Source organism: Phytohabitans aurantiacus (genome assembly GCF_027923225.1).
GTDB classification, from domain to species: domain Bacteria; phylum Actinomycetota; class Actinomycetes; order Mycobacteriales; family Micromonosporaceae; genus Phytohabitans; species Phytohabitans aurantiacus.
In genome coordinates, this window is record NZ_BSDI01000050.1 from 15,467 (window position 1) to 37,887 (window position 22,421).

The following is a 22,421-nucleotide window of genomic DNA, read 5'->3' on the forward strand; positions in this document are numbered from 1 at the left end:
CGCGAAGGGTGAGGCCGCGGGAGCAACGGCCCTGGACCGCCGCGGACGTCGCGGCAGCCCGGAATCTCTTTGAAATAGCGGATGAGCGCCAAGAGCGATACGACAAGAGCGGCTACGCCGAGGATCTGACCGTCAGCCATACCCCATATTGTGGGCGGCCAGCGCAACATCCTCTCATGCCGCGACTAGCGCGGTCGCATTCCGTAACGGAGGCTATCGAGTCGGCGGATCGGGGGAGAAGAGGTCGAGCAGGTCGAACGTGCCGGCGCGTTCGCCGCCGCGGGCCTTGGCCAGCTCGGCGCGCCAGTCGAACCCGCGCTCGGCCACGCCCCAGGCCATGACCGTGCGGACCGCGTCGAGCTCGTCATGCAGTGCCCGGCCCAGCGCGACCATCTTGTCGCGAAGGTGGGGCTGCTCCTCGAAGGCGCGCTGCTCGATCGACAGCTTGACGCCGTCCATGTAACCGTCGTTGTATTCGCTCAGGAACGTGCAATTGACGAACGTGTCGTCGATGTCGTATTGCACGAGGCCCAGGCGCGGGCTTGCGGAGACCGCGGCCAGGGCCTGCTCGACGTCGATGATCTGCTCCGGCTCGGCGTCGTCGTCACCGCGGTCCACAATGTACACGTCGACATCGCTCGTGATGGCGTCGTGCCCGCGCATTGTGGCATGCACCTTCAGGACACCAGCCGTGCCTGGCATCGGGGCGCGCTGGAGGACGAACAGATCGTATGTGCCGCTCATGGTGCCTGTACCCGCACTTCGATCCCCTTGCCCTCGCACCACTTGACCAACGCCTCGCTAGGCTGATGCGTGAAGTAGTAGACCAGCTTCTTCGGTGGCAGCTTGACGCCGTCGGGGCCGACGCGCATCTGCTCGTTGTAGATCCGGGTGTTGTTGAACTGGGTGAGGTCGTCGCCGGACAGCTTCGTGGCCTTCGAGTAGTCGCCGCCCTTTACCTGAATGATTTCGTCGACCGTCTCGACGTCCACCTCGGTCAGCGTACCTTTGCCGCTTCGACGCGGGACCGTACGGCCGATGTACTCGACGGGCTGACCTCGCCGCATCGCGTCCAGCGCGGCCTTGGCCTCCTCGATCGCCGCGGCTCGGCGTGCCGGGCTGAAGGTGGCGAGGCTGTTGTACCACTCCTCGCCACCGGGCAGGCGCCGGATCGTGGCCACCTGCTCCGCGGTGAGGTCTCCGGTCAGTGACCCGCCACCTCCGCTCCCGCCTGCCCTGCCGCCCTCCTCCTCGGAGGTCATAGCGACGGCGTTGCCGACCGGCCCGAACGGCGTGGGCGGGCCGAGCGCCGCCGCGGTGCCCGCCTCGGTCCCCGCGCCGACCCCGGTGCGCCCACCACCGGCGACCGCGAACGCGGGGGGCATCGGAGGCGTCATCGAGTTGGCGATTTTGACCGCGTTGCCGACGTTGGCGCGGACGCCGAGGTACGCCAGCGCGGCCATCGCGATGGCCACCAGCATCCGGAGGAACTCCTTGCTTGCCTCGGCGAGCATCGCTTCGTCACCGTTCGCCTCCCAGGCCAGCGTCAGCCAGTTCGACGCGTGCTTGAGCGCGGCGACGCCCGCGGTGGCAAGGCCCGCGGCGCCGAACGCGGCCAGCCCAAGTTGGATGACCAGCGCCACGATCTGGCCGACGCCCGTCGGCGAGGCGGCGAGCAGCATCGAGCCGACCTCCGCCGTGACGAACAGGGCGACGATGCCGATGATCTCCGGTAGGTGATCACGGATCGCCTGCGCGTACTCGCCGGCCACGACAGCGAAGTACCGTGGCGAGTCGGTGACGCTTGCCAGGATGTCCTGCAGGTGGCCGCCGAAGCGCTTCACCTTGGCCACCGCGCCGCCGGTCAGCGATCCGGAAGGCACGACATCCTTGAGCGCCATCGCGTACGCCGGGCTCACCAACCAGATCCGGTGGCCGGCCACCAGCTGGATATTGTCGGCGCCGCCACCGAAGACGCCCGGGTCCTGGTACTGGCCGACGATGCCGGCCCGGCGCCGCTCCCGGTTGACATACAACAGCACGTTCTCGTAGTAACGCAGGTCGTGGCCGTCCTGTATGGCGGTGGAGAATTCCTGCACCGCCAGCCCTTCGGCGTTGTCACCGCCGCGGATCTGGTACAACTTCGCGGTCGGCTCCGGAAGGTCCGTGGTGATCCGAAAGCCCTGCACGTACCCGCGCAGCAGCGCGCCGTCGAGCAGCGCCGTGACGTAGCTCCACTCCGGCGCCTTCGGGAAGGTGCCGCTGACAAACACCTGCGTGGCCGGCGGCAACGGCTGCGGGTGTACCGCCCGGCCACCGGTTTCGGACGGCCCGTCGCGTAGGTTGGCGCCGTCGCTGTGGTCGATGAAACCAGTCTTGTTGACGCCGGGCACGGGAGGCGTGATGGCACCGTCAGCCGTCACCGCGGCCGGCTCTGCGTCACCGCTCGCGAGGCCAGCCACCACCCGATTGCTGACACCAGCCCTGGTCAGCGCCTCCACCAGCAGCGGCCCCGAGCCGCCACCGTCTAATATGGACGCTGCAGCCGCGTTCGTCGCCCCTTTCGCGTTGGTCGGCACCGCGTCGGCCGCCTTGGCCGAGCCGCCTTGTCGAGCCGCGCCTTCACGCTCCGCTGGCCCCTCTCGGTCAGGCATTCTTCAGCCTGACCCGCGCCTGGCCCAACTGTCAGGGCCACCGGGGCAGCCTTTCGCGCAAGTCAGGGCCATGCCACTGCGCCGCCCCTGCCTCACCGGCATAGCCGCCATCACCAATGGCCACCAGCCGGAGCCGAACCGTCGCAGGCAAGCAGAAGCGACCCACATGCCTACTTTACGGATCTGCCGAAGACAGTGCGTCGCAGAGGCGACGGATTCGCTGTTGGCCGCCGGGCTTCCTGCGACAGGAGAACCGACTGGACGCGACCGGACGATTGCACTTATCGTGCCCGCCGTGCAGATCACTAGCCTTGGCTCACAACCTCGGTCCTACGCTCAGGGCGCCCTGGTTACCGGCGCCGAGCGAACCTTGTTCATCAGCGGGCAGGTCCCCGAGGCGCCGGACGGGACCGTGCCGGACGGGTTCGAGGCTCAGTGCCGTCTGGCATGGCGTAACGTGCTGACCGTCTTGACGGACGCCGGCATGACCGAGCGCAACCTCGCTAAGGTCACCGTCTTCCTGTCCGACCGCCAGTACCGGGAAGCCAACGCCCGCATTCGCCACGAGGTGCTCGGCGACCACAGCCCCGCGCTCACCATCATCATCACCGGCATCTACGACGAGGCGTGGCTGCTGGAGATCGAGGCCATCGCCGTCGCCTGAAGCCGGGCCGCCGTGAGCACCCAGCTCGCGGACCGTCAGGCCCTCAAAACAGCCGATTATTGCCTTGCTGTTCTGCCGATGTGAGGGCAGCCAGTGGATCACGTCCGCGAACGTGACAACCGATTTCCGCCAGCGCATCCGGACGTCGTCGGCCAGTGTGTTAGGCATGATCACGCGTTCGACAATGACCGACCTGGCCGTGCTACAGGGCATGTACGCGGCCGAAACGCAGTACCTCGCCGCGGGCGGGCCAGGCACCGCGGATTTCGCGCCGCTCGAACCGTTCTTTTCGGCAGACGTCGTACTTCACCAGGCGACAAGCCTCCCGTACGGCGGAACCTGGCGGGGACACGAAGGCATGGAACGGTTCTTCCTCGCTATGAGCCAGACGTGGGACATCTTCGAGATGGTCGAGCAACACTTTCTGGCCACCACCAGTCCCCTCGTCGTGCTCACCTACGTCCACGCACGCGCCCGAACCACCGGACGCGAACTCGATTTCCCGATCCTGCAGACGATCACCGTAAAGGGTGAGCGGATCACCGAGGTTCATCCTTTCTACTGGGACACCGCCGCGATCGCCGACGCCTGCACAACACACTTGCCGAACGGCACCTGACACGTCCGCTCATGCCGCGATCTGCGCTGTCCCGCCGGGGTCGGGCTACTTCACCGGCCTCGCCGTGTTTGGCTGTGGATGCCGCGCCGTCTCAGTCCTTGATGTGGTCGACGGCCGGATCTTTGGTAAGCCGTCCGGGTGGCGGCCAGACGGTGGTGAAGGCATCCTGCGGCCATCCAGGCTGGAGGCTGCGGGTGATCATCACGTAGACCGGCCCGTAGGAGGTCTCGATCTGCCAGTTGTCCCACTGATCCAGGTCATGGGACACATACCTGGCAAGCAACTGTCCGAGATCCCGCACCTCGGCATCAGTGAGAGGTCCGCCAGCGTCGGTTGTCATCCGAATAGGATGTCAGCGGTATCTCGTGCCGTCACTGGGGTCGGCCCGGCTCTGGGGCCATATGATCTCTCGAGTCCTGACGCCATTACCGACCACAGTGGACAATGGATGGGTCTGCCTCGGGCGCCTCCCTCGTTGGTGAGCGTCAACCGGCCGTCGCAGCGAGTGCTACGGCGTCAGCGCGGAGGAGTTCCCGCATTCGTGTAGCGAGTTCGCCCTGGTGGAGGAGCGCGCCTGCGTGACCCGGGCGAGCGTGTTGATGGCTCGGACGGCCGGCACCGCTGTGGTTTGCGGCGCGGATGAGGCACACGACGAAGCCGTGCCTTGCCCAGTGGCTCCCAGGCGTGCGGATGATCGCGTCGAGCGACCGGGATCGCTGCCAGCCGAGGACGGCGCGGCACCGCCCGTCGTTGTCGGCGGCCCTGTGCTCGCACTCGCGGTCTGCTACCCGCGGCGGTTCAGGTGCCACCGCCGTCGCCGAAGCCGCTGACATCGGCGCCGCCGGCGTAGCCGTAGCGGCTGTCGTGGAAGGGTAGATCGCCGCGGATACCCCCGACTCTGAGGCGCTTGCCTGGCCCGCCGATGTGTTGCAGGCAGATCATGCCGCGGACCTGGAAGCATTCGCCGCGGCCACCGCAGTCGGCCAGGTAGCTGAGGCCGTCTTGAATGGCGAGGCTGTGATCTACCCGGAACAGCAGCGGCAATGCCGTTGGGCCGCAGTTCTCGTCCTGGCGGCCGTAGCGGAGCGTCGCGAGCGTGCCCGCGGCGGTCGTCTGCCTCGACGCGGGAGTCAATCGGCGCCCGAACGCGGCGTCGCAGAATGCGGCGTACTCGCGGGCGTCCAGCGCCAGTTCGCTCCATAGATCAGCTACGACCAACGACGGCATCGACAGAGTCGCTCTGGGATGTCGGGCGACGATCCGGAACCACTGGCGGGTCGCGCCTTCGACCAGGCGAATATCGTCACCGCTGAGATTGTGGTGCTTATTCGTGAGACGCTGGCGTCCACCGGCGGAGAACTGCAAATCGTCAACAACAGCGACTCGGCGGGCGGATCGGATTTTCGTCAGCCTTTTCCAGATCATGTCGCACCCCTCAATTCGCGGCCCTTTGATAGTAGGTGCGGGCCGCAAAGCAGTCGTGCTTCGCGGCCCGGATGGTGTTGCTGAGATACCTGAATACCAGCGTGTAACCGGGATGACCGCGCGCGCACCCGCGCCGTGGCCCGACGACCGCACCGTGCTGCACTGGTGGCGGTATCGCGAGACAGGCTTCTGGCGACGCGACAGTTGAGCTGTCGGACAGCCCGATGCCCGCAAAGCGACTGTTGCCGTTGGGGTCAGTGTGCGGTTGTCGGGTTGACTTGTCCGCCGGTCGTGGTGGTTCGCCATAGGCTGCTCGCGGTTCCGGCGAATCCTGCGGTCAGCAGGATCGCGCCGAGCAGTGCCAGTGGGCCGAGGTCCACGCCGGCCACCAGGAGCAGCGCGGCCTTGATGATGCCCAGGCCGCTGCCCAGCCCGAGGAGGAGGCCGACCCAGCGGGGCAGTACGCCGCGCCAGGTCACGATCGTGACGAGCAGCAGCCCGGCGTTGGCTAGCAGGCCGCCGGCGCTGAAGGTCACGTTGATCAGGTTCAGCAGTTCGCGGTACGCCTCCAGCAGCGCAGGGCGATCACTTGCCGGCGTTGAGAGGTACCGGCTTGCGAGTTCGGGGGTTGCGGATAGGCGCAGACAGGCGCCGAGGAAGCCGATGAGGGCGGCGGCGCTCGAAGCGGAGATGAACGTTGCCCGCGTCGGTGCGTGGTGTCGCAGGGCGGTGCCCCACGCTAATAGGAGTCCGCCGATTCCCAGCCATGCCAGGACGTCGAAGACGATGGTCAGCCGGTACAGCCCGGGTGCGATGCCTGCGACATCGAGTTCAAGGAATTCCTCTGGTAGGGAGCCGCTGCCGGCCGGCAGAACGAGGGTGACGAACAGGACCATCAATCCGAGGTAGGCGAGTGCGGTTGGTATCGACCAGCGCGACAGGAAACGCAGCCATCGCTGGGCGTTGTCGCCTATCGCGGGGACGACGGCGGGCGGGACAGGTCGTGTGTTCATGATCGCGGGCCTTTCGAGCTACAGGGATGGAATGGCTTTGATGGATCGCAGTGGCGAAGAAGGCGTCCGGTCATGCCAGCAGGCGCGTGTTGCCGGATCGGTCCAGCCAGGTGCTGAATGCCATGAGGGTGGCGTGGGCGTTGCGCAGGGGAGTGTGGTATCTCGGCGCCGATGGCGGCGAGTGCGGCGGCGGCCGCCGGCGCGGTGTCGTCCCGGACGAGGGCCCTGGTTCCCTGTAGCGCCGGTGACGAGGACCGTCTTGGTGCCGTTCATGACTCGCTCCTGTTGGTCGGTGTCGCGACTGCGTGATGACGATATGACGAAATTAGAAAACGCGTCAACTACAAGTTTCTGTTGGGCAGATCTCACATCTGGTCATAAGATCGCTTCGTGAGCACCAGCGCCGAGCGACTCCGCAGCCCCCAGCAGCGCGCCGAGCGAGCCGTCCGGATCCTCGACGTGGCGGCGGACCTGCTGCTGCGCCACGGCTACCGGCGAGTGAGCATCGACGACGTGGCCGCCGGTCTGGGGATCGGGAAAGGCACCGTCTATCTGCACTGGAAGACGCGCGAGCAGCTGTTCAGCGCCGTCTTCGCCCGCGAGGTGCTCCACGCCGTGGACGAGCTGCGGCAGGCGCTGTCTCAGGATCCGCGGGCGTGCCTGCTGCACAACTTCGCCCGCGCCTACTTTCTGGCCATCGCGAAGCGCCCGCTCCTGCGCGGGTTCCTCCTGGACGACCCCGACCTGCTCGGCAAGCTAGCCAACTCCGTGGACACCGCCCGCGATGACCGGCACAGTGCCATGGCGCGCGACTACTTCGGACTGCTCGCCGACCACGGCATCCTGCGCGACGACCTGGGGGTCGACGAGATCGGCTACGCCTACCAGGCACTCTTCGAGGGCTTCCTGCGAGCCGAAGGCGCCGCCCCGGCCAGCGGCCAGCAACAGCGAGCGGACCTGCTCGCACGCACCATCGAACGCGCGTTCGAGAGCGAGTCGGCCATCCCCGAGACCACCCTGCACGATCTCGCCGCCGCCACCATCACGTTGCTCGGCAACCTAATCGATGCCGACCGCATCGCCTCGGGTCTCCCCGAGAACTGACGAAGCGAACATTCACGCCGGTAGTGGCCGGACCTTTTGGGGTCAGGTTCAGGATCGAGCTTGAGCTACCGCGATGTCCGTCGCGGTCGATGCCCGTTGCTCCCGCGGCCTCACCCTCCGCGGCTCGCTCCACCAGCACCGCGCATTGTGGACAGACAAGAAACCTCCACCCCGGAAGATCTCTATCTATTGGTGTCCGGGGTTTGAGATGTGCATAGTGCCTATACCGCCGCGCACGGAGCGCCTAAAAGCGGACCGTGCCTTCGAGGTCGCCCTCGGGCGTAGGACGCACGAATGTCCGTCGGGTGCCTGGCATCATGGGGCGCGTGTTGGCTGGCGCTGATGTGTTGCTCGTGGGCCTGTTCTCGGCGAACGACAAGGAGTTCGTCGCGAAGCTTGATGTGCTGGCGGCTTTGGTGAATGTCCATGGTGGACGCGTGGTGGGTCGGCATGTTCAGCGGCGGGGTGTCTCGCGCGGTGGTGCGGCCAGGATGACCGAGTCGTTTTCGCGGCGGACGTTGGTCAGCGCTGGCAAAGCAGACGAGATCGCGCGTGCGTGCCGGGCCGCGCAGGTTGGCATTGTGGTCTTCGTGAACCCGCTGACCACATACCAGCGGGCTGTCTTGGGTGACATGTTCGGGTGTCTCGTGATCAGCGGCGAGGACCTTGTCGGCCGCTAGACCGTCGATCACGGACGAGCTTGCCATCCGGCAGCGAGCCGAGCACCCGGCGTCCGGTGGTGTTCAGTGGTGTTCAGGATGGCCGGCGCGGGGCGGCGCACCGCGCGCAGAATCGGCGCGACCGAGGAACAGCCCCGTGACATGTAGGAGGTCGCCAGTGCGCCGCATCCTCACCGCAGGATCTCTCGCCCTCGCCCTGCTCGCCACGATGTTCGCCGGCACCGCCGTGGCGGCACCACCACAGACCGCCCCGGCCGCCGCGACCCGGGTGCTCGGCGCCCAGGCGGCCAACATCCCGCCGGTGTACAACAACTACCTGGTTTGCTTCAACGGCTGGGTGTACACCGACTTTACCGACCCGGACGGCAACGACCTTCAGCTGCGGACGTTCGTCTTGATCTACCTGCGCAACGGCACCGCCCGCTGGATCCAGATGGGCAACAGCGGCGGCGCGGGGCACGGCGTGTTCTTCTACCTGGAACTGGCGTCCGTCGGGATCAACCCGAGCGACGTCACCGAGTACTGGTTCAACGCCATCGACTCCCCGTGGGGTCAATGGGCCGGCTACGTCCGGGCAAACTCGTCCTGCAACCTGATCTGACCTTCCTTCGGTTCGCCCGGTCGCCGTTCCCGCGACCGGGCGAGCGGGGGTTGTGGGAACGCGGCGGGTGAGGCCGCGGGAGCGACGGCTCGGAGCGCGGCGGACGTCGCGGTAGCTCACATTTTTCTTGGTTTTAGGCGAGGTCCGGCGCCACCTCCTGGGAAATGGTCACGTCGTCGATCTTCTGGCCCGGGCACGGTGCGGATGCTCAGGACCGACGGCGTCACAGCCCAGGATGGTGAGGATCTCGGCTGCCGGCCGCCGTCGCCGCGCCCAGCCACTCGCCGAGTCGACGGCGGATCCTGCCGCGGCGGTATCCACCGTGGACCGCACCGGTCGGCGGTGGTTCGAACAGTGAGCCAGACCCGGCCGCGGCCGCGAATGGCTTGGTGAGCAGCGTGGCGCTCCATCGCGCGACGAACCATTCGGCGGTACGCGGAGCCACTCGATGGGCGGCCAACGCCAGGTGTGCGACCACCCCGGTCGTCGCCTGCCGGCGAGGTCGGCGGGCGCACGCCAGGATCGTGGCGGCAAGACGCTCTGGCGCGTACGCGGGCGGGATCGCGCGAAGCCGGCGGCCGGTGTGGTTGGCGGCACGGACGAAGAACGGCGTGTCGACCGGCCCAGGCAACACCAGGCTCACGTGTATACCGGGGTCACCGGCAACCGCCTGCTGAAGGTTCAGCGCGAGCCCCCTGATCGCGAACTTTGTCATCGAATAGAGCGGCACCAGAGGATTCGGAAACAGTGACAGCAGTGACCCGACGATCACAAGGACGCCGTTTCCCTGCCGCCGGAACGTGGCCAGGGCGGCACGAGCGCACAGCACCGTGCCGAACACGTTGGTGTCCACGAGCCGGCGAATCTCCGCCACGGACTCCGAACCCAACTGCCCGGCGACTCCGACAGCGGCGGCTTCGATCCAGACATCAATCCGACCGAACCGTCGCACCGCCAGCTCGACCAGCCGCTCGACCGCCGCCGCGTCGGCGATGTCGGTCGGCACGACCAGTACCTGCCCACCCCGCTCGCGGCAGTCCCGCTCCACCTCCGCGAGGGCTTCCTGGCCGCGCGAGACGAGTACCAACCGGGCCCCTTCGGCAGCGAACGCCAGCGCGGTCGCGCGCCCCACTCCACTGGTCGCCCCCGTGATCACTACCACCGCGTCACGGAAGGATTTGGGTCCGGCCATTTCCACTACGTACCCAACGCGTTTATCGCCCAACCGGACGGGGCCACGAGATCCGGATCCGCCGCCGCGCGTCAGGTCCACGCCCGGCCGCTGGTCAGCACCGTCGCCCTCGCGGTCGCGGTGGTTTTCCTACTGGTCGGCATCATACGGCTTGGTGATCGATCACGGCAGCGGGGCGAACTTCGTACCGTTCAACACGGCCGACGACTGGCTGCACCTGGCGCTGGCCATCGGCATGGTCGCTCTTGGCCTGCTGGTGTCACCGCGCCGCGGCGACGCATGACCGTGACAACCGCCATCCCACGTACGCCGGCCCTCGTTCGGGGCCGGCGTACGTGTGACGGCGGACGGTGTGGCGTCGCCCGCGATGGTCATTCGCTGTCACGTAGTGCTTCGGTGAGTTCGTCTTTGGTCATGGTGGAGCGGCCGGGTATTTCGGCCTCCTTGGCCATTTCGTAGAGCTCCGTCTTGGTCGCCTGTTCCAGGTCCTCGTCCGGTCCGGCGGCGGTGGATTCGTGCTGGCGCACCGCGGCGACGAAGGCTTCGAACGCCTCGTCGAAGTGTGGCGACACGGTGAGATTGCGAGCCTTGCGCAGCAGGTGGCTGGCCTCCTGCGCGTGAGCGCGCGCGGTCAACCGGTGGTTGATCTGCTCGAGCAGGGCGACCCGGTCGCCATCGCCGGCGCTCACGCGTTCGAAGAGGGCATCGAGAGAACCGTCAGCCATCATGGTGGTGCTCCTTTCCGCGCCAGGGGGTGGGCGTCAGTCGGCGGCACTCCGGATGGCGTCGCGGATGCGGTCGATGACGGTGAGCGGGATTCCAACCACGGCGTTCGCGGTCGCCGACTCCGCGCCGGGGTGGGGGCGGGTCGGTGCGGCGGCCTCGGCGGCGCGGACAGCGGTGGCGAGTTGTCGCAGCCGGTCGGCGGGAACGTGCTGGCGCAGCCGGGGAAACTCGTACCGTTCCTCGTGCCGGGCGTGTGCCAGGACGCTGGTACGCAGCAACAGCACGCCCTCGTCGAAGCCGTCCGCGTCGACGCCGCCCTCGATCAGTACCTTCAGGGTCTCTTTCGCCTGCCGTTCCTCGGCGAGGCGTTCGTCGATCAGCGCGTCGTTGTCGCCGGGCAGCGTGCGGCTCAGCGGGTGAACGACCTCTTCCTCGGCGGTCTCGTGCACCGCCAGCAGCCGGACCAGGTCGTTGAACGCCTCGGCCCTGGTCTCGCCGGTGCTGCCCGTGACGAGCAGGAACAGCTCCTCGATCCGGGCGTGCTGGGTCAGCAGCAGGCTGACCACGTCTTCGTTCGGGCCAGGAGTGGCCGGTGCTTCAGGCACGGCGGTCTCCTTCGGCGGCGCGGAGCGACTGGACCGGGTGCGGCCCTTCGGTCTCGATGCGGTACTCGTCGCCGAACTGCTCGCGGTGCATGTCGATGACCTGCTCGCTGGGCGGCTTCTCGCCGGCGTGCAACTGCTCCTGCATCCACTCGAACCGCTCGTGCGCCTCGCGGACGTACCCCTCGCCGAGCTTGTTCAGGTCGATCTGGGTCGCCAGCAGGTGCCGCAGGAACTGCTTGTTCGGCTCGAACAGCAGCGGCTCCGGCACGCCCGCCGACCCGACGATCTCCTCCGGCTCGCGCCCGTCGTGCCGGCGTAGCAGGTCGGCGGCCTGCTGCAGGTGGCCGAGCTCCATCTGCAGGTGCAGCTCCCACACCGCCTTGATCCGCGGGTCGCTCTCCTGCTCCATGAACGAGTGGTACAGCCAGCACTCGTTGTACTCGTGGGTCAGCAGCCGCTCCCACCAGTTCTCACCCGCGTCCAGCAGCGACTCGTAGTGCGTGACGTGCTCCTGCTCGATCAGGCTGATCTCCTGGTAGAGCTGGCGGGCGATCGGCTCCATGTACTGCGGGCCGACGTTCATGTAGTAGATCGCCACCTGCTGCTCGGCGGACAGGATCGTCAGCGCGTTCAGCTTCGACTGCGGGTTGACCGAGTCCTTGTCGTACGGGGCGCGGACCTCGTCGAATGGGTGGCGGTGCTCGTGGACGGTGGGCCGGCCGGGCATCACCTCGGTCAGGGCGTCCACGACCTTCTCGGCCTTGCGGCGCTCCACCATCTCGTACAGGTTCGCGTACCGGTACAGGTGGTCGAAGTCCTCCAGCACGCCGAACTCGTACGCCTGCCGCAGGTACGGGTCCGGCTCGTGGCGCGCCACCCACGCGGTCAGGTCGACCGCCACCTGCTCGTAGCCCAGCGTCGTCTCCAGCACGCTGGCCAGCCCCGGAAGCAGCCAGTTGACCACCCGTTGCTGCTGGTTCTCCACGTACCGGGTGTAGGCCAGCTGCCGGCGCACCTCGTCGTCCGGACAGTTGCGGGCGAACTGGTGCGAGAACAGGATCGCCTCGACCTCGATGCCGTTCATCGTGATGATCCGGCACCGCGTATATGGATCGACCGCCTCCGGGTCGATCGGGTCGACGTTCAGCTCGCGCCACGACCGCAGCTGCTGGTCCGGCGCGAGACCCTTGTGCTCCAGCGGATTGAACATGTGCACTCCCTCGATGGACGTGCACGCCGCGTACCCGATAGAGGAGCGACGAAACGACGAGAGAGCTCAATGCGCGCGATCCTGACGGGCGGCCTCGTCGACCCGACGGCGTTGCGCGAGGACTACCTGGACGAGCTGCTAAGCGTTGGCCGCCCCGGTCGACCTCGGTCCAAGAGGGAGCTGGTCCAACCTGGGATTTCGAGCTACCGCGATGCTCGTCGAGGCCCATACCGTCGCTCCCGCGGCCTCACCCTCCGCGTCCAGTCACGCTCAGATCCCTGACGCTGCTCGTCGTGGCTGGGCGTCGGCAGCGTCTGTAGCGACCGGCTGCCCCAACAGGGGCAGCCGGTCGCCACGAACGTGAAGGCTGGGCGGTCAGGGTACCCAGATGCTGTCAGGCGTGAACCCGCCGAAGCTCGGACGCGAGCTGCCGCCGGAAATCTGGAAGGGGCCGCCGAGACAGTCATCATTCATGAACAGCGCGGCGCTGCCCGTATTGGTGTTGATCGCCGAGTGGGCTCGATCCGCCCAGCCGTGGTCGACCAGGCTCACGCAGACGCCCGAGGACGACAACGAGCTGACCGTGAAACGGTCTCCCGTGAAGTTTTCCCCCTCGAACAAGCAGACGGTGTTCACGAATGGACAGTCGCCACCGGAAGGTGCCGCCTGTGCCGGACCGGGCGCGAACCCGACCAGACTGATTGCGACCGATACGACGGCTGCGAGCAGGGCTTGTCTTTTCAAAAAGTCCATTGAAAGATGATAATGGATGGCGGCTCGAAATCTCCTCAACGCTCGCCGATGTTGGACCTATGTGGATAGTTCCGGCTTGCGGGCGTGGACGCGGTCGATGGTGCCGGCCTTGAGCCGTTCGTGCTCGACGACCTCGAACCCGGCCGCCTGCACGAGTGGAAGTTGGCGGCGGGTGAAGTGTTCGCCGGCGGCGCGGATGGTCATTCTTTCGAGCAACCACTGAGCGGCGCGGATGGGTGGCCAGGTGCTGGCGACGTGGTCGAGCAGCAGCAACCGCCCGCCGGGCACGAGTACCCGTTTCATCTGGACGATCGCGGTGGCCGGGTCGGGAATCGTGCACAGCGACAGCGCGCAGACCACCGTGTCGAACGACTTGTCCGCGAACGGCAGGGCCTGCGCGTCGCCGGGGAGCAGGGCGACGGTGCGACGTAGCTCAGCGGCCCGCCGCCGGGCAATGGCCAGCATCGCAGGGCTCAGCTCGATGCCGGTGATCGTGACCCCGGCCGGGTAGTGGGGCAGGTTGAGGCCGGTGCCGATCGCGACCTCCAGGACCCGGCCCGCGGCGCGGGCGCCGAGCCATTCTCGCCCGCCGCCGAACCAGATCCTCTCGAAGAAGGCGATCTGCCTGTCGTAGCCCGACGCTGACCTCTCCCAGGCGCGAAGAACCTTGGCGGTTTCGTCCGGTGTCGCGTTCACAGTGCGAGCTCCTTCGGCGATACAGCCCCATCGTGCCGCCGATTCGCGTCGAAGGCAAAGCCGCCCTTTTGGGTATATCGCAGTCTTTTGGTCGTGAGGTTGGTACGGTCGGGGTGATCCCAACGGTGGGGGTGCTGTGCGATGCCGCTGACCCCGGCCGACGTCCGCAACGTCGCCTTCAGGAAGCCCTCGATCGGTAAACGGGGGTACTACGAGAGTGACGTCGACGCGTTCCTGGACGAGGTCGAGCACGAGCTGACCCGCCTCGTCGAGGAGAACGAGGCACTGCGCGCGCGGGCCGAGCGTGACAGCCCTGGTGGCTCCGAGCTGGCCGAGTTGAGGGCGCGACTCGATCGTGCCGAGCGTGACAGGGCCGCCGCGGAGGCCGCGGCCCGCGCCGCCGAAGCCGAGTTGGAGCAGGCTGCCGCGCAGGGCGGTGCCGCGGTGAGCGGCGACCGTGACCGGACGCTGCGGGTCATCGAGATGGCGAGGCGTACCGCCGAGGACCACATCGCCGACGCCCAGCACGAGGCCGACCGGCTGGTGGCCGAGGCACACGCGACTGCCGACAAGCTCCTCCACGACGCCCACGCCGCCGCCGAGGCGCTGGCGCGCGAGGCACGCCACCGCCACCAGCAAGCCATCGCCGACGCCGAAACCAACCGAACGGTCGCGCTGCGGCAGATCGAGGACATGCTGGGGTTCCAGCGCGAGTACCGCAGCCGCCTGGAAGCGCACCTGCGCGGCCAACTGCGCGACCTGGAAGGCCCGGAGGAAGGGCCGCAGTGACCATCGCATTCGGTTAGGGCGTGGTCTTGGCTTCCTCGCGGATCCAGCGCCATTCGGTGACTTGTGGGGCGTCTTCGCCGTATCGGCGGGTGTGGTCGCGGCATTGTTGGCGGGCGTCGACCATGGCTTGGCGTAGGTGGGCGGCTCGTGCGCCGAGTCCGGGTACCCGGTCGATGACGTCGATCGTGGACAGGTCGCGGGCCACGATGGCCCGGTTGAGGTGTACGTAGAGCAGGTTGAGCCCCGGGCTGGTGCCCCAATGCCCTAGCAGGCGCGGCTTGACGTGCTCGGGCGTCAGCGGTTCGCGCAGCAGCGGGTTGTCCAGCAGGTAGATCTGTTCGTCAGATCGCGGCGAGCGCCTTGGTGATGTTCCATTCGGCCAGGTCCAGCATCCACTGCCGGTCCGGGAAGTCGGTGTCCGCGATGCGGAGCGGCCCCTCGATCAGAGACAGGACCTGCGCGTACCGGTAGAGCTCCAGCCGGTGCCCATCGAGTTCGACCGGGCGCAGCGCTGGATAGGTGTCGCCGAAACGCATCTGTAGCCAGGCGTGGTCCCATTCGACGTCGAAGTAGGCCAGGCCCTCGAAGTCGATGACGACGGCTTCGCCGGCCGGGGTGACCAGTACGTGGTCCGGGCCGAGCTCGCCGTGCACCAGTCCATATCGCTGGCGCGGCGTGACCGTGCCGCGCAGGTGCCGCACGTGGGCGGCGATCCGATGATGCGCGTCGGCGAGGCGGGTGTCGCGGATCGCCGACGCGTCAAGGTGTCCGAGCGCCCGGTCGACGATGATGTCCTCGGTGCGTCGCGTCTGGGACGCTTCGCCACGGGCGATGATGGCGACCTTGCCGTAGCTCGCGTTCAGCGTGGTGTGCATCCGGCGCAACGCGTCGCCGAGTGCGGCCAGTGGCGCGGCCGCCGCGGCGGAGTCGCGTTCCTGCAACGCCTCCAGCCGCACCGCTCCGGCGTCTTCGACCAGCGCGATGTCCGCGTCGAGATAGCGGCGGTCACGGTCGAGCATCACCAGCTGGGGGATACGCACACCGGCGGTGAGCAGCGCCGCGTGGCTGGCGGCGAACAGCTCGGCACCCGACGCGTCGGTGAACGGGTCGTCCGGCACCACGGCCGCGGCTGGCCAGTAGTTCTCCTCCGGCGCCCAGACATACAGCATCACGGTTGTCCGGTCGTTCAGGCCGAGCCGGTAGACCCCCTTCTTGGTGCCGCCGGTCAGCCGATCCAGCGAGGTAAGCCGTTGGTCGGTTCCGAACTGATCCGCTACCAGGTCATGCAGGTCGTTGACCTGCAGAAACGCCCGCGCCATGATCGCCTCTCGTTGGCCGGCCGCCAATGCTGCCAGGCGCGCCAGCAGAAGACCACCGAAAATTCCTCCGTGGTTTGAACTGTTCCGGTCGGCCGATCGGGTGAACTACGGAACGTCATCACATGACTTAGTGTCGATCTAGTCAATCAATGCATGGATGCACGTACTGACAGCAGTCACGGGATCCATCTCGGAGGTGAAGGTCTGGTGTACGCACGTCGACGCTGGGCGGTTTCGGCCCTGGTCGGATTCGTCGCTGGCACACTCGCGCTGCCCGCCATCGCCGTCGCGGCTCCGGCGCCCGCACAGCTGAGCGCCTCGGATCTGGCGCTGTTCGACGGCGTTCGCCTCGCCGGGCTGTGGGAGATGCCCGCCGGCCAGATGGCGGCGGAGCGAGGCAACAGCCAGCGGGTGCGTGAGGTCGGGGCGGAGATCGCCGCACAGCACGCCGAACTGGACCAGATTGTCGTCGACGCGGCCAACAAGGTGGGTCATCAACTGCCCGTCAAGCCGAACGACACCCAGCAGGGGTGGCTCGACGAGATGCGTACGGCCTCGTCGGACCGGGAGTTCGATCAGATTTTCGTGGATCGGTTGCGTGCGGCACACGGCAAGATCTTTCCGGTGATCGGCGCTGTCCGGTCCGGTACCCGCAACGCGGTGGCCCGAGACCTGGCACAGGAAGCCAACCGGTTCGTGCTCACCCACATGACCCTGCTCGAAAGCACCGGCCTCGTGCGATACGCGGCGTTGCCGCCTGCCGGGTTGCCCGCCGACCAGCCGCCGGCTGGCTCGCTGGACGAGGTGGCCCTGGCGCGGACAGCGACCGGGAGCGGATTCAGCCCGGCGGCGATCTGGGGTGTGCTGCTGATCGCGCTGACGATCGGCGGGGTGTTCACCTACCGGACGTTCCGTCCGCGGTAGCCGCTCATGTTCCAAGTCGCGGATGTACGAGCGCGTCCTGCCGAGGCGGGAGCGGCGGGTTCCCGTAAGCCGTCGACCGACGCCATGGTGACGGATGGGCTGTTGGGGACCAGCCGGGTACTGGTCGCGTTGGCGGCCCGTTCGTTGGGCCAGTTGGACGCCGACGTCACGCTAGTGCAGTACCGGACCCTGGTCGTGCTCGCCTCACACGGACCCCAGCGGACCGTCGACCTGGCCACCGAGTTGGAGGTGGCGCCGTCCACCGTTACCCGGATGTGTGACCGGCTGGTCCGCAAGGGCCTCGTATGCCGGTACCGCCGCGTCGAGGACCGGCGCGCCACCTGGGTCGGGCTCACCGAGGCGGGACGGGATCTGGTGGGCGAGGTGATGCGGAGCCGGCGCCGTGCCATCGGTCAGATGGTGCGCGCGGTGCCGGTACCCGATCCGGCCGCCCTGGCCGAGGTGCTGGAGGCGTTCGTGTACGCCGCGGACGAGCTGCCAGAGTCGGTGTGGTGGCAACGCTGGCAGGTGTCCGCGATGCCACCACCCGATACCGCTACGGCCTGACCCGTACGAGGCGCCGGCCGACTTGTGTCACCTCAAGCTCGCCACGACGAAGGGTCCGTGGCCGCGCAGGTAGTTGGTCCAGCCACCGGTGACCGGCGCGCCCGACGAGAGCAGGTTCGTGGTGTCCGTGCCGACGTCGAGCTTCCACGCGGTCCAGGAGATGCCGTTGGCCCGCATCCAGTCGATCCACGCCTGTGCCTCGGGTTGGCAGATCCTGCCGTCGAGGCCGCCGTCGGCGTGACTGGCGCCCCACTCGGTGACGAACAAGGCCAGGCCGGCCCGGATCGCCGCGTCGCCCTTGGCGCGCAGCGAGGCGCCGTGCGTGCAGGAGTAGAAGTGCAGCGTGTACATCAGGTTGGTGCCGGACACCGGGCTGCTGGCCGCCACGTCCACGTCCTGCGACCAGGTGGGCGTACCCAACACGATGATGTTGTCGGGATCGGCCGCGCGGATCGCGGACACCACCGCCTGGTGGTAGGGCTTGATCACGCTGGTCCAGCTGACCTGTAGCGGCTCGTTGTAGGGCTCCCAGATGACGTTCGGCAGGTGTCCGTAGCGGCGGGCCAGATCGGAGAAGAACGAGACCGACTGCGACTGGTTGTTCTGTGCCTCGTGCGCGTGCCAGTCGACGATCACGTACACCCCGGCGGTGACCGCGTTGTTGATGATCGTCTCGACCTGGCCGCGGGCCTTGGTCGGGTTGCTGAGGTACGCGCCCGCCGGCTCCACGCCCATCGCGGCGCGGATGACCTGCAGGTTCCAGTTGTCCCGCATCCATTGCAGCGCCGAGAGGTTCTCCGCGTACGGCTGGGTCTCCCAGTTCAGCCACATGCTGCTGATCCCGCGCAGCTGTACCCGGGCGCCGTTCTTGTCGCACATCGCGGCGCCGCACACGCGCAGCTGGCCGTAGCGGGCGACCGGTGTGTTGCCGGAGGGCGGCGGCGAGGTTGTGGGCCCGGCCGTCGGCGTCGTCGGCGGGGTTGTTGGTGAGGTCGTCGGGGTGCCGCCGCCCGAGCAGGAGCCCCCGTTGACGGTGCAGCCCGTCGGGGTGCCGCTGCCGTTGACGATGAACCCGAACGAGGTCGAGGCGCCCGCGCCGAGCGTGCCGTTCCAGGCGACGTTGCTGAAGGTGTACCGGTTGCCGGACGTGGACTGCTGCGTGTTCCACGACTGGCTGACCGTCGAGCCGGACGGCAGGTCGAACTGCACCTGCCACGAGGTGATCTGTGCGGAGGTGTTGTTGGTGACCGTGAACTGGCCCTGGTAGCCGTTGCCCCAGCTGTTGACGATCGAGAACGCGGCGGTGGCGGCGTTGGCTGAGGGAGCGACAAGGACGATCGTGGCGGCGACGATGCCGGCGGCGGAGAGGGCGGTGGCGATTGTCAATCTTCGCATGGCGGTCCGCTTCGTTATACAAAGGCGAGTATCGATGCCTCCAGAGGCTATCCTGGGAGCGCTTCCATGGTCAACCAACGCTATGTCGGCGTTCCGGCGCGGGCGTGGGCGATGGTCCGGCCGCGTTCGGTGGCGGGGAAGCGGTCGAGTCGGGCGCGTACCTCGTCGGCGTCGACGTCGGCCCCGAACAGCTCGGTGCCGGGTTCCATGCGTACGCCTTCGGCGAGAGGGCCGGCGATGACGGGTTCGAAGCCGAGGCTGTCTACAAGCGACGATACGGTGGCGAGGTCGTCCGGATCGTCGCCCGCGATGGCGACGGCGACGCGTCCGGGCTGTCCGGCAGGGCGGGCCTTGTCCTCGATGTCGTGGTAGCCGACGTGGTTGAACGCCTTGACGACGCGGGCGCCCGACAGGAACTCCCGCACGGTTTCGCTCGACGAGGTCCGCGGGTCGGTGAGGTCGTCGCGGATACCGTCGACCTCCCACCAGTAGTTCATGGCGTCGATGACGAGCTTGCCGCGCAACGCCTCCACGGGAAGGCTGCGGTACTTGCCCAGGGGCAGCGCCAGTATGACGATGTCGGCGCGCGCCGCGGCCTCGGCGGCCGTGGTGGCGACCGCTCCGGGGGTGAGCACCTCGACGGTGAGGGCGATCTTCGCGGGGTCGCCGGAGCCGGCGATGAGCACGCGGTGGCCGGCGGCCAGGGCGAGCCTGGCCAGTACGGTGCCCATCTTGCCGGCCCCGAGGATGCCGATGGTGGCGTTCATGTCTGGCTCCGGTTCAGCCGGCGATGATGTCGCGGACCATGGGGATGACCTTGGTGCCGTAGAGCTCGACGGCGCGCAGGCGGGCGCTGGCTGGCACCGAGCCGGCGGTGTAGATCAGGTCGAACCGGCCGACGTCGAGCGCCTTGACGGTGCCGGCGATCCTGCGGGCGACCGTCTCCGGTGAGCCGATGTACAGCGAGCCGTGCTCGATGTCGGCGTCGAACTCCTCCCGGCGTACCGGCGGCCAGCCGCGCAGGGCGCCGATGCGGTCGCGGATGACCCGGTACCGCGGCCAGACGATCTCCTTGGCCTCCTCGTCGGTGTCGGCGATGAAGCCGGGGGAGTGCATGCCGACCGGGTGGGCGGTGGTGCGGAACTGCTCGGCGGCGCGCCGGTACAGGTCGACGTAGCCGGCGAAGCGCTTGGGCGGGCCGCCGATGATGGCCAGCATCAGCGGCAGGCCGTAGTGGGCGGTGCGGATGACCGACTGCGGCGAGCCGCCGACGCCGACCCAGGTGCTCAGCCGCCCGGACTCGGTCTTGGGGAACACGTCGGCGTCCCGCAGCGCCGGCCGCATCGTGCCGTTCCAGGTGACCGGCTTTTCGTCCAGGAGCTTGACGAACAGTTCGATCTTCTCCTCGAACAGCTTGTCGTAGTCAGCCAGGTCGTAACCGAACAGAGGGAAGGACTCGGTGAACGAGCCGCGTCCGAGGATGACCTCGGCACGCCCGTTCGACAGCGCGTCGACGGTGGCGAAGCGCTGGAAGACGCGGACCGGGTCGTCCGAGCTGAGCACGGTGACGCCGGAGGCGAGCTTGATGCGCGAGGTGCGGGTGGCGATGCCGGCCAGCACGGTTTCCGGGGTGGAGATCGAGTACTCAGGCCGGTGGTGCTCGCCGAGGGCGATGGCGTCGACGCCGAGCTCGTCGGCCAGTACCGCCTCGTCGACGACCTGCCGGATGGCGGCGGCGTAGGACAACAGGGCGCCCGAGTCGTCCTCTGGCACGTCGCCGAAGGTGTCGAGGCCGAACGTGAGGTCTGACATGAGCCGCTCCTAGCATTTGATGACTCGTCAACTATACATAGCTTGATGCGTCAACTGTCATGCATCCGCGAGCCGCGGCATCGGGGAGGTTTGTCGCTTCGTCCGCGCGGGTTGTGGGGCCGCGGTGGGCGAGGCCGCGGGAGCGACGGTCTCGCCCACGACGGACGTCGCGGCAGCTCACATCGGTCTTGGCGTTTGGGGGTTGATCCCGTCACCGACGTGGGGTGAGAGTTGACCCTGCTTTGCTCTGCTTCCCTGACGGCTACACCTGGCGGAGGAGTGCGGTCCATTCGCGGGCCGTCGCGGAGGTGGGGTCGATCCGGCCGTCTGATTCGGCGCGGAATGGCCACCATTGCACGTCTTCGGCACCCGGGCAGGCCAGGGGGATCCAGCGTGCGAGCAGGTCTTCGAACGAGTCGGCCATGACGTGGCCGTGGCCCTCGCCGCCGTCATGGCTGAGGTAGACGGCCCGGCCGTGCTGATCCAGTGCGACGAGGTCGCCGTTGCCCACGTCCATGAACGGCACCTTGTCGTGCCAGACGCGGTGGTAGGGATCGGACGGATCCGGGAACGCGTGCTTGATCCAGCCGCGTGCCGCGTCCATCAGTGTGGGCAGGGCGTCCAGCGACCAGTGCAGGTTGCCGGCGAAGATCTCGTCGAACGGCTCGGGAAAGGCGAGGTCGCTCGGCGCGAACCACGTGAACTCCAGCCGGCCCGCCACGGCCGTCAGTACGTGCCGCAGCGACCCGGGCACCGCACAGCCAAGCCGCTGCTCGACCTCGGCGATCCGCTCGGGCGAAGCCGGCGCCTCGACAACCAGCGGCCGCGTCTCGAAGCCCTGCGCCGCGAGACCGTCCAGCATTTCCGGAAGCCCAGCGACGAGCCCTGCCGCGTCCATCAGCGCAGTGTGCCACCCGGTGGCTAGGATTTCGGGGTGGGGTTTCGTGGGTGGCCGGGTGAGGCGATCGAGTTCTATGAGGGGCTCGAGGCTGACAACTCGAAGACGTACTGGACCGCGCACAAGGACGTCTACGACCGCGCGGTGCGCGCGCCGATGGTCGAGCTCCTGGCCGATTTGGAGCCGGAGTTCGGCGCGGGGAAGATTTTCCGGCCAAACCGGGACGTGCGGTTCAGTGCCGACAAGTCGCCGTACAAGACGTCGATCGCGGCGACGCTGGAGCGCGGCGGATATGTGCAGCTGACCGCGCACGGGCTGGGCGTCGGCGCGGGCATGTACATGATGGCGCCGGACCAGCTTGCCCGGTACCGGCAGGCGGTGGCCGACGACCCGAGCGGCAAGGCGTTGGAGCGGCTGGTCGAAGAGGCCGCCCGGCAGCGGATCGAGATTGTCGGCCACGAGCGGCTGAAGACCGCGCCGCGTGGCTACCCCGCCGACCATCCGCGCGTCGAACTGCTGCGCAACAAGGGTTTGGTCGCGTGGCGGGAGTGGCCCGCGGCCCGCTGGCTGGGCACCTCGGCGGCCAGGACCCGGATCGTCGAGGTCCTGCACGCGACCCGCCCGCTGTGCCAGTGGCTCGACCGACACGTGGGGCCGTCAACCAGCGACTGACCTGGGACGGAGCGATCGGCGACCGTCTGTTGTGGAGCATGACTCGGTCGTCTTTCATTGACGGCACTAGATGCTGCATTATTTTCTCGTCGGAGGTACGGGC

At 67.9% G+C, this 22,421-nt stretch carries 26 protein-coding genes and 1 pseudogene; 10 read left to right on the forward strand and 17 right to left on the reverse strand.

Translation table 11 applies throughout. The features are described 5' to 3' along the window. Positions 1-213: 213 nt before the first annotated feature. Together QMG73_RS35405 and QMG73_RS35410 are read right to left on the reverse strand one after the other, a co-directional pair. Positions 214-744: a hypothetical protein gene (locus QMG73_RS35405; RefSeq protein WP_281903156.1), complete on the reverse strand. Its 531-nt coding sequence runs from the start codon at positions 742-744 to the stop codon at positions 214-216. Then, positions 741-2,654 carry a hypothetical protein gene (locus QMG73_RS35410; RefSeq protein WP_281903158.1) on the reverse strand — a complete coding sequence of 638 codons (1,914 nt, stop codon included), beginning with the start codon at positions 2,652-2,654 and terminating at the stop codon, positions 741-743. The genes QMG73_RS35405 and QMG73_RS35410 overlap by 4 nt, the downstream gene beginning before the upstream one ends. Positions 2,655-2,949: 295 nt before the next feature. Here QMG73_RS35410 and QMG73_RS35415 point away from each other — a divergent pair, with 295 nt between their 5' ends. After that, the gene (locus tag QMG73_RS35415; protein ID WP_281903160.1) at positions 2,950-3,318 is read left to right on the forward strand and encodes a RidA family protein; all 369 of its coding nucleotides are present in this window, start codon (positions 2,950-2,952) and stop codon (positions 3,316-3,318) included. A 112-nt stretch (positions 3,319-3,430) separates the two neighbouring features. Further along, on the forward strand, positions 3,431-3,937 hold the full coding sequence (locus tag QMG73_RS35420) for a nuclear transport factor 2 family protein (protein ID WP_281903161.1): 507 nt from the start codon (positions 3,431-3,433) through the stop codon (positions 3,935-3,937). A gap of 91 nt (positions 3,938-4,028) precedes the next feature. On the opposite strand, the gene QMG73_RS35425 is transcribed toward QMG73_RS35420, so the two are convergent. The 3 genes from QMG73_RS35425 to QMG73_RS35435 form a co-directional block, all read right to left on the reverse strand. After that, on the reverse strand, positions 4,029-4,277 hold the full coding sequence (locus tag QMG73_RS35425; protein WP_281903163.1) for a hypothetical protein: 249 nt from the start codon (positions 4,275-4,277) through the stop codon (positions 4,029-4,031). A gap of 458 nt (positions 4,278-4,735) precedes the next feature. Next, positions 4,736-5,362: a glycine-rich domain-containing protein gene (locus QMG73_RS35430; RefSeq protein WP_281903164.1), complete on the reverse strand. Its 627-nt coding sequence runs from the start codon at positions 5,360-5,362 to the stop codon at positions 4,736-4,738. 254 nt (positions 5,363-5,616) lie between these two features. Then, positions 5,617-6,375, reverse strand: a complete 759-nt coding sequence (locus QMG73_RS35435; RefSeq protein WP_281903166.1) for a hypothetical protein — start codon at positions 6,373-6,375, stop codon at positions 5,617-5,619. Between the two features lie 390 nt (positions 6,376-6,765). On the opposite strand from QMG73_RS35435, the gene QMG73_RS35440 reads away from it, so the two are divergent. From QMG73_RS35440 to QMG73_RS35450, 3 genes are all read left to right on the forward strand, one after another. Continuing rightward, positions 6,766-7,479, forward strand: coding sequence for a TetR/AcrR family transcriptional regulator (locus tag QMG73_RS35440; protein ID WP_281903168.1), 714 nt, complete (start codon positions 6,766-6,768; stop codon positions 7,477-7,479). 326 nt (positions 7,480-7,805) lie between these two features. After that, positions 7,806-8,159 carry an HflX-like GTP-binding protein gene (locus QMG73_RS35445; RefSeq protein ID WP_281903170.1) on the forward strand — a complete coding sequence of 118 codons (354 nt, stop codon included), beginning with the start codon at positions 7,806-7,808 and terminating at the stop codon, positions 8,157-8,159. 157 nt (positions 8,160-8,316) lie between these two features. Then, positions 8,317-8,760, forward strand: a complete 444-nt coding sequence (locus QMG73_RS35450) for a hypothetical protein (RefSeq protein ID WP_281903173.1) — start codon at positions 8,317-8,319, stop codon at positions 8,758-8,760. A gap of 223 nt (positions 8,761-8,983) precedes the next feature. On the opposite strand, the gene QMG73_RS35455 is transcribed toward QMG73_RS35450, so the two are convergent. After that, positions 8,984-9,922, reverse strand: coding sequence for an SDR family NAD(P)-dependent oxidoreductase (locus QMG73_RS35455; RefSeq protein WP_281903176.1), 939 nt, complete (start codon positions 9,920-9,922; stop codon positions 8,984-8,986). A gap of 184 nt (positions 9,923-10,106) precedes the next feature. Between QMG73_RS35455 and QMG73_RS35460 the strand changes: the two genes are divergently transcribed. Next, a complete protein-coding gene (locus QMG73_RS35460) occupies positions 10,107-10,235 on the forward strand; it encodes a DUF4383 domain-containing protein (RefSeq protein WP_281903179.1) in 129 nt (42 codons plus the stop codon). 88 nt (positions 10,236-10,323) lie between these two features. Here the strand turns inward: QMG73_RS35460 and QMG73_RS35465 are convergent, their stop codons facing one another. The 5 genes from QMG73_RS35465 to QMG73_RS35485 all read right to left on the reverse strand — a co-directional run bounded on the left by QMG73_RS35465 (position 10,324) and on the right by QMG73_RS35485 (position 13,942). Beyond that, positions 10,324-10,680 carry a Rho termination factor N-terminal domain-containing protein gene (locus QMG73_RS35465; RefSeq protein ID WP_281903180.1) on the reverse strand — a complete coding sequence of 119 codons (357 nt, stop codon included), beginning with the start codon at positions 10,678-10,680 and terminating at the stop codon, positions 10,324-10,326. Positions 10,681-10,713: 33 nt separating this feature from the next. Beyond that, positions 10,714-11,283 carry a hemerythrin domain-containing protein gene (locus QMG73_RS35470; RefSeq protein WP_281903181.1) on the reverse strand — a complete coding sequence of 190 codons (570 nt, stop codon included), beginning with the start codon at positions 11,281-11,283 and terminating at the stop codon, positions 10,714-10,716. Beyond that, positions 11,276-12,493 carry a hypothetical protein gene (locus QMG73_RS35475; protein WP_281903182.1) on the reverse strand — a complete coding sequence of 406 codons (1,218 nt, stop codon included), beginning with the start codon at positions 12,491-12,493 and terminating at the stop codon, positions 11,276-11,278. The genes QMG73_RS35470 and QMG73_RS35475 overlap by 8 nt, the downstream gene beginning before the upstream one ends. Positions 12,494-12,868: 375 nt before the next feature. Beyond that, on the reverse strand, positions 12,869-13,246 hold the full coding sequence (locus tag QMG73_RS35480) for a peptidase inhibitor family I36 protein (RefSeq protein ID WP_281903183.1): 378 nt from the start codon (positions 13,244-13,246) through the stop codon (positions 12,869-12,871). Positions 13,247-13,303: 57 nt separating this feature from the next. Further along, complete coding sequence (locus QMG73_RS35485; protein ID WP_281903185.1) at positions 13,304-13,942, reverse strand: class I SAM-dependent methyltransferase; 639 nt, start codon at positions 13,940-13,942, stop codon at positions 13,304-13,306. Positions 13,943-14,083: 141 nt separating this feature from the next. On the opposite strand from QMG73_RS35485, the gene QMG73_RS35490 reads away from it, so the two are divergent. Next, positions 14,084-14,731, forward strand: coding sequence for a DivIVA domain-containing protein (locus QMG73_RS35490; protein ID WP_281903188.1), 648 nt, complete (start codon positions 14,084-14,086; stop codon positions 14,729-14,731). 13 nt (positions 14,732-14,744) lie between these two features. Here QMG73_RS35490 and QMG73_RS35495 read toward each other — a convergent pair. Continuing rightward, positions 14,745-15,068, reverse strand: a pseudogene (locus QMG73_RS35495) (phosphoketolase family protein); the annotation flags it as partial. Positions 15,069-15,072: 4 nt separating this feature from the next. Further along, the gene (locus QMG73_RS35500) at positions 15,073-16,050 is read right to left on the reverse strand and encodes a phosphotransferase (protein ID WP_281903190.1); all 978 of its coding nucleotides are present in this window, start codon (positions 16,048-16,050) and stop codon (positions 15,073-15,075) included. Positions 16,051-16,257: 207 nt separating this feature from the next. Between QMG73_RS35500 and QMG73_RS35505 the strand changes: the two genes are divergently transcribed. Both QMG73_RS35505 and QMG73_RS35510 read left to right on the forward strand, forming a co-directional pair. After that, positions 16,258-16,974 carry a DUF4142 domain-containing protein gene (locus tag QMG73_RS35505; RefSeq protein ID WP_281903192.1) on the forward strand — a complete coding sequence of 239 codons (717 nt, stop codon included), beginning with the start codon at positions 16,258-16,260 and terminating at the stop codon, positions 16,972-16,974. An 84-nt stretch (positions 16,975-17,058) separates the two neighbouring features. Then, positions 17,059-17,541: a MarR family winged helix-turn-helix transcriptional regulator gene (locus QMG73_RS35510; RefSeq protein ID WP_407676899.1), complete on the forward strand. Its 483-nt coding sequence runs from the start codon at positions 17,059-17,061 to the stop codon at positions 17,539-17,541. Between the two features lie 27 nt (positions 17,542-17,568). Here QMG73_RS35510 and QMG73_RS35515 read toward each other — a convergent pair whose 3' ends face one another. The 4 genes from QMG73_RS35515 to QMG73_RS35530 all read right to left on the reverse strand — a co-directional run bounded on the left by QMG73_RS35515 (position 17,569) and on the right by QMG73_RS35530 (position 21,646). Then, a complete protein-coding gene (locus QMG73_RS35515) occupies positions 17,569-18,936 on the reverse strand; it encodes a cellulase family glycosylhydrolase (RefSeq protein WP_281903195.1) in 1,368 nt (455 codons plus the stop codon). Between the two features lie 80 nt (positions 18,937-19,016). Continuing rightward, the gene (locus QMG73_RS35520; RefSeq protein ID WP_281903197.1) at positions 19,017-19,703 is read right to left on the reverse strand and encodes an NADPH-dependent F420 reductase; all 687 of its coding nucleotides are present in this window, start codon (positions 19,701-19,703) and stop codon (positions 19,017-19,019) included. 13 nt (positions 19,704-19,716) lie between these two features. Further along, positions 19,717-20,748, reverse strand: a complete 1,032-nt coding sequence (locus QMG73_RS35525; protein WP_281903201.1) for an LLM class flavin-dependent oxidoreductase — start codon at positions 20,746-20,748, stop codon at positions 19,717-19,719. A gap of 262 nt (positions 20,749-21,010) precedes the next feature. Continuing rightward, positions 21,011-21,646 (reverse strand): SMI1/KNR4 family protein, encoded by a 636-nt coding sequence (locus QMG73_RS35530; protein ID WP_281903203.1) that lies wholly within the window; start codon positions 21,644-21,646, stop codon positions 21,011-21,013. 36 nt (positions 21,647-21,682) lie between these two features. Here QMG73_RS35530 and QMG73_RS35535 point away from each other — a divergent pair, with 36 nt between their 5' ends. Beyond that, complete coding sequence (locus QMG73_RS35535) at positions 21,683-22,318, forward strand: DUF2461 domain-containing protein (protein WP_281903205.1); 636 nt, start codon at positions 21,683-21,685, stop codon at positions 22,316-22,318. Positions 22,319-22,421 lie beyond the last annotated feature (103 nt).

Bases quoted from the DNA above. Each gene is read 5' to 3' on its own strand.
- QMG73_RS35405 (WP_281903156.1), bottom strand. From the start codon at position 744: ATGAGCGGCACATACGATCTGTTCGTCCTCCAGCGCGCCCCGATGCCA.
- QMG73_RS35410 (WP_281903158.1), bottom strand. From the start codon at position 2,654: ATGCCTGACCGAGAGGGGCCAGCGGAGCGTGAAGGCGCGGCTCGACAA.
- QMG73_RS35425 (WP_281903163.1), bottom strand. From the start codon at position 4,277: ATGACAACCGACGCTGGCGGACCTCTCACTGATGCCGAGGTGCGGGAT.
- QMG73_RS35430 (WP_281903164.1), bottom strand. From the start codon at position 5,362: ATGATCTGGAAAAGGCTGACGAAAATCCGATCCGCCCGCCGAGTCGCT.
- QMG73_RS35435 (WP_281903166.1), bottom strand. From the start codon at position 6,375: ATGAACACACGACCTGTCCCGCCCGCCGTCGTCCCCGCGATAGGCGAC.
- QMG73_RS35465 (WP_281903180.1), bottom strand. From the start codon at position 10,680: ATGATGGCTGACGGTTCTCTCGATGCCCTCTTCGAACGCGTGAGCGCC.
- QMG73_RS35475 (WP_281903182.1), bottom strand. From the start codon at position 12,493: ATGTTCAATCCGCTGGAGCACAAGGGTCTCGCGCCGGACCAGCAGCTG.
- QMG73_RS35480 (WP_281903183.1), bottom strand. From the start codon at position 13,246: ATGGACTTTTTGAAAAGACAAGCCCTGCTCGCAGCCGTCGTATCGGTC.
- QMG73_RS35490 (WP_281903188.1), top strand. From the start codon at position 14,084: ATGCCGCTGACCCCGGCCGACGTCCGCAACGTCGCCTTCAGGAAGCCC.
- QMG73_RS35500 (WP_281903190.1), bottom strand. From the start codon at position 16,050: ATGGCGCGGGCGTTTCTGCAGGTCAACGACCTGCATGACCTGGTAGCG.
- QMG73_RS35510 (WP_407676899.1), top strand. From the start codon at position 17,059: ATGGTGACGGATGGGCTGTTGGGGACCAGCCGGGTACTGGTCGCGTTG.
- QMG73_RS35515 (WP_281903195.1), bottom strand. From the start codon at position 18,936: ATGCGAAGATTGACAATCGCCACCGCCCTCTCCGCCGCCGGCATCGTC.
- QMG73_RS35520 (WP_281903197.1), bottom strand. From the start codon at position 19,703: ATGAACGCCACCATCGGCATCCTCGGGGCCGGCAAGATGGGCACCGTA.
- QMG73_RS35525 (WP_281903201.1), bottom strand. From the start codon at position 20,748: ATGTCAGACCTCACGTTCGGCCTCGACACCTTCGGCGACGTGCCAGAG.
- QMG73_RS35530 (WP_281903203.1), bottom strand. From the start codon at position 21,646: ATGGACGCGGCAGGGCTCGTCGCTGGGCTTCCGGAAATGCTGGACGGT.